The organism is Cytophagia bacterium CHB2, from assembly GCA_030263535.1.
Taxonomy (GTDB): Bacteria; Zhuqueibacterota; Zhuqueibacteria; order Zhuqueibacterales; family Zhuqueibacteraceae; genus Coneutiohabitans.
Genome location: SZPB01000531.1, coordinates 1 through 3,244, shown reverse-complemented (window position 1 = coordinate 3,244; position 3,244 = coordinate 1). Strand labels below are relative to the sequence as shown.

At 52.4% G+C, this 3,244-nt stretch carries 3 protein-coding genes; all 3 read right to left on the bottom strand.

Going from position 1 to position 3,244, the window contains the following annotated elements:
• Window positions 1-423: 423 nt before the first annotated feature.
• Complete coding sequence (locus tag FBQ85_28495; GenBank protein ID MDL1879073.1) at window positions 424-1,257, bottom strand: hypothetical protein; 834 nt, start codon at window positions 1,255-1,257, stop codon at window positions 424-426.
• Window positions 1,258-1,284: 27 nt separating this feature from the next.
• Window positions 1,285-1,845: an RNA polymerase sigma factor gene (locus FBQ85_28490; GenBank protein MDL1879072.1), complete on the bottom strand. Its 561-nt coding sequence runs from the start codon at window positions 1,843-1,845 to the stop codon at window positions 1,285-1,287.
• A 395-nt stretch (window positions 1,846-2,240) separates the two neighbouring features.
• The gene (locus FBQ85_28485; protein ID MDL1879071.1) at window positions 2,241-2,930 is read right to left on the bottom strand and encodes a glycosyltransferase; all 690 of its coding nucleotides are present in this window, start codon (window positions 2,928-2,930) and stop codon (window positions 2,241-2,243) included.
• Between the last annotated feature and the right edge of the window lie 314 nt (window positions 2,931-3,244).

Here is a 3,244-nt window from a genome sequence, read left to right as displayed (position 1 = left end):
ATCGCAAAAGCAACTGGCGAGCAAAGGGTGGTAGTTTGTTCTATAGTTTTTTCGGCATCGCAACTTTTTAAACAACCGGGTTTCCGGCCAGGCTTCTAGGACTTCTCAATCCCGGCATTGAACGCCGAATTTTTCTTGCCCACTAAAATGAAATCCCACTGAAAGGCATTTGCTTTTCAGTGGGATTCTTACTTTGCAGATTACTGCGGGCATTGCGACGGGCAACAATCGGACGGCTGGCAAACCGTCGGCTCGCAGGGCGGGCAATCTTTGGCCGCCGGTGCTTGCTCGGACGACATCGCCAAACCGCCGAGCGCCAACAGCGCGAGCGTTGCGAACGTCAAAAGGCCTTTCTTCATGTGCATTTCTCCTTTGGTGAAAAGGTTTGAAGTGTGATTTTGATATATGGAATTGCCATGGCTTTCATCGCAAAACCTCCACGACCTGCGCCAGCTCTTGAGGGGTAAGCTCGCCAATCGCCAAATACTCCGAATCTTTTCCCTGCCAGTTTATCGCCATCACTTCTTTCAAATTCATGATCGAACACTCCGTGCTGCAAACCCGCGCGCAGGCAGAGTTGTATTGGCCGATCGTCCACGCCTGTCCCAGGGCATGTTGAAAGATGTTGATCGTCTTGCCCGCTTTCACGCAGGTGAATTGAATGCACTTCCTGCCGTTGCACTCCAACACGCGCACACAATCCAACCGAAACGAATCGGGCAGGGCTTCGATTTTTGCGAGCGGAAACGCGACGGCCTGCCGCGCATCGGCAAGCTGAACGACTTGTGCGGGATAGCGTTTGTAAAAACTCGCTTCGGCAACATTGTGCCGGAGATCGTCCAAAAATATGCCGTAATCAATCGTCGCGGATGCCGGTGCAACAATTTCACCACCGCGTTCGATACTTTTTTTCCAAAGCGTTGCGCCCATCACAATGAAGAGGGCAACGGCAGCAGCCCAACGCAAATTCACCGAAGAAAAATCTCCCCAACGCTTGAAGGCCTTTTGCGGAAGTGCAGAGGTTCTTGCGGTGATGCGCTGCCATAACTGCTCCATGGGAACGAATAGTGGAGTCCGGCCGGCGCGCAATACTTCCCGGCACGCGCGCATATCGGCAAGCTGGTGGCGGCAAGCGGCACAGCTTTCAAGATGTTTATGCACTCGCGCCATTTCGTTCTGCGGCAGTTCGTTGTCGGCATAAAGTGCGAGCGCACGCTGCCAGCGGCGATGTTGAATGAAAGAGATGATTTTTTTCATAACGTTTCTCGAGATCGCTGAAGCGCGCTACGATTTGAAATAATCGTGATCGATACCCAAAGCCTCCAGCTCTTTTTTCAATTTCGCATAAGCGCGATGCAGGCGCGAAGCCACCGTGCCCTTGTCGATTTGCAAAATTTCGGCAATCTCGTCATAAGCCAGGCCTTCGAAATCGCGCAGCACGATCACCGCACGAAACGGCTTGCGCAAGCGCGACAGCGCCTGTTGCAGCTTTTCCGAGATTTCGATATGCGCATGCTGGCTGGAATGTTCTCTCGCGAATGCCGCTTCATTTACAATCAACGACAGCGAGGTTTCATGTTTTTGCCGGCGCTTGAATCGCCGCAACGAATCGAGGCTGGCATTGACCGTCATGCGGTAGAGCCAGGTCGAGAGGCGGGATTCGCCTTGAAATTGCCCGAGCTTTTGATACAGGCGGACAAAAACGTCCTGCACGATATCTTCGGCGTCGTGACGCGACAACGTCAGGTGATAAGCCACTTTGTACAGTTGCCGGTGATGGGCCAAAAATATCGCGTGTAAATCCAGCCTGCTTTCCGTAAATGTTTGTGCGATTTGTAGAGGCATCCTCGTGCGCTTTTATGGTTTAGACGACGCCGGAGGGAGATTTCTTCCCACCCAAAAAATATTTTTTGCGCTTATCTGAGTACCTGAATTTTGCGCGATGGTTGCTATTCGTCAAAGCTCGATGGCCCGCCGCACACAACTCCGCAGGAGTGGAATGATTATAGAAGCGGTGCGCTGTAACGACCCGCAACTCCGAAGGAGTGGCATACTGATTTCAGCGACGTGACACAGGCTTTATCGTGAAAACCAAATATGTCACTCCTACCGGAGTTTGTAGAAACGGCGGGCATACATGATTATAAAAATTTCACTCCTATGGACACTTCAAATAAAATGCCGCACAACGGGGCAGAATGCTTTTGCGTGCGGTCACACTGAAAAATCAGAGACAGAGACTACGCAATCATCTTGCGATAATCAACGAGTTCGCGAAGCAAGAACGGTTTGAGGCGTACGGCGAGATCGTGAGGCACATCCGAGGTGAGACAATAGCGGTGCAAAGCAGGCAAATCATCGACATCATACCATTCTGGCAGAAGATGCACACGCAGTCCGAGTCGCTGTGCGGCTGCCAGTGTTTGCTGCAAGACTTTTTCCGTGCTCCATGCGATTCCTTCGAACAATTCCGCCGGCGCGGATTTCAAGCCGATCAAATAATATCCGCCGTCTTCTGCCGGGCCAAGCACGAGATCGTTCGTTGCCAGCGCCTCTGCTGCTTCTTTTAAATAGGCTGGCGGCAGGCTCGGGCTATCCGAGCCAATGGTGATCACGCGTTGGTAATCCTGCTGCAATACGGTTTGAACAGCATGGCGGAGGCGTACCCCGAAATTAGATGAGTTGATTTGCGCAAACCAGCGCTGCCCGCCGGGAAACATGCGTTGGAATTCCGTAGCTTTTTCTTCCGGCGTAAAAGCCACGAATGGCGTTGCTTCTGTCAAGGATTTGCCACAAGCAAAGGTTTCTGCAATGAAACGGCGATAAACTTCGGCTGCCAACTCGTCGCCGATCTCCGCGGCCAAACGTGTTTTGACCTTACCGGGTTCCGGAAATTTAACGACGGTCAAGAGGGCAAGATTAGTTGGCATGGGAAAGCATCATGTGATTGGAGGAATTGGCGGGGGCGATCACGCGCAGCGCTTGCGGCTTGATCGAAATTTTCAGCGGCCCTTCACATGTTATGGCTTCGCCATCGACGTGAAAAAGAATCGGACCGTCTTTTTCAATGGCAAGCTCTTGCGCGCGACCATAACTGATGATCGGCGCTTCGGCGATGGTACCGTTGAACAGCTTGGGCACATATTTGATCGCGTCGATGATGCTCATCGGCTCCACCATGCAAATGTCGAGAATGCCGTCGTCCGGCTGCGCTTGCGGCGCGATGATCGCGCCGTTGCCGTAT

Coding starts and splice junctions, on each gene's coding strand:
- FBQ85_28495 (MDL1879073.1), bottom strand. CDS start 1,257: ATGAAAAAAATCATCTCTTTCATTCAACATCGCCGCTGGCAGCGTGCG.
- FBQ85_28490 (MDL1879072.1), bottom strand. CDS start 1,845: ATGCCTCTACAAATCGCACAAACATTTACGGAAAGCAGGCTGGATTTA.
- FBQ85_28485 (MDL1879071.1), bottom strand. CDS start 2,930: ATGCCAACTAATCTTGCCCTCTTGACCGTCGTTAAATTTCCGGAACCC.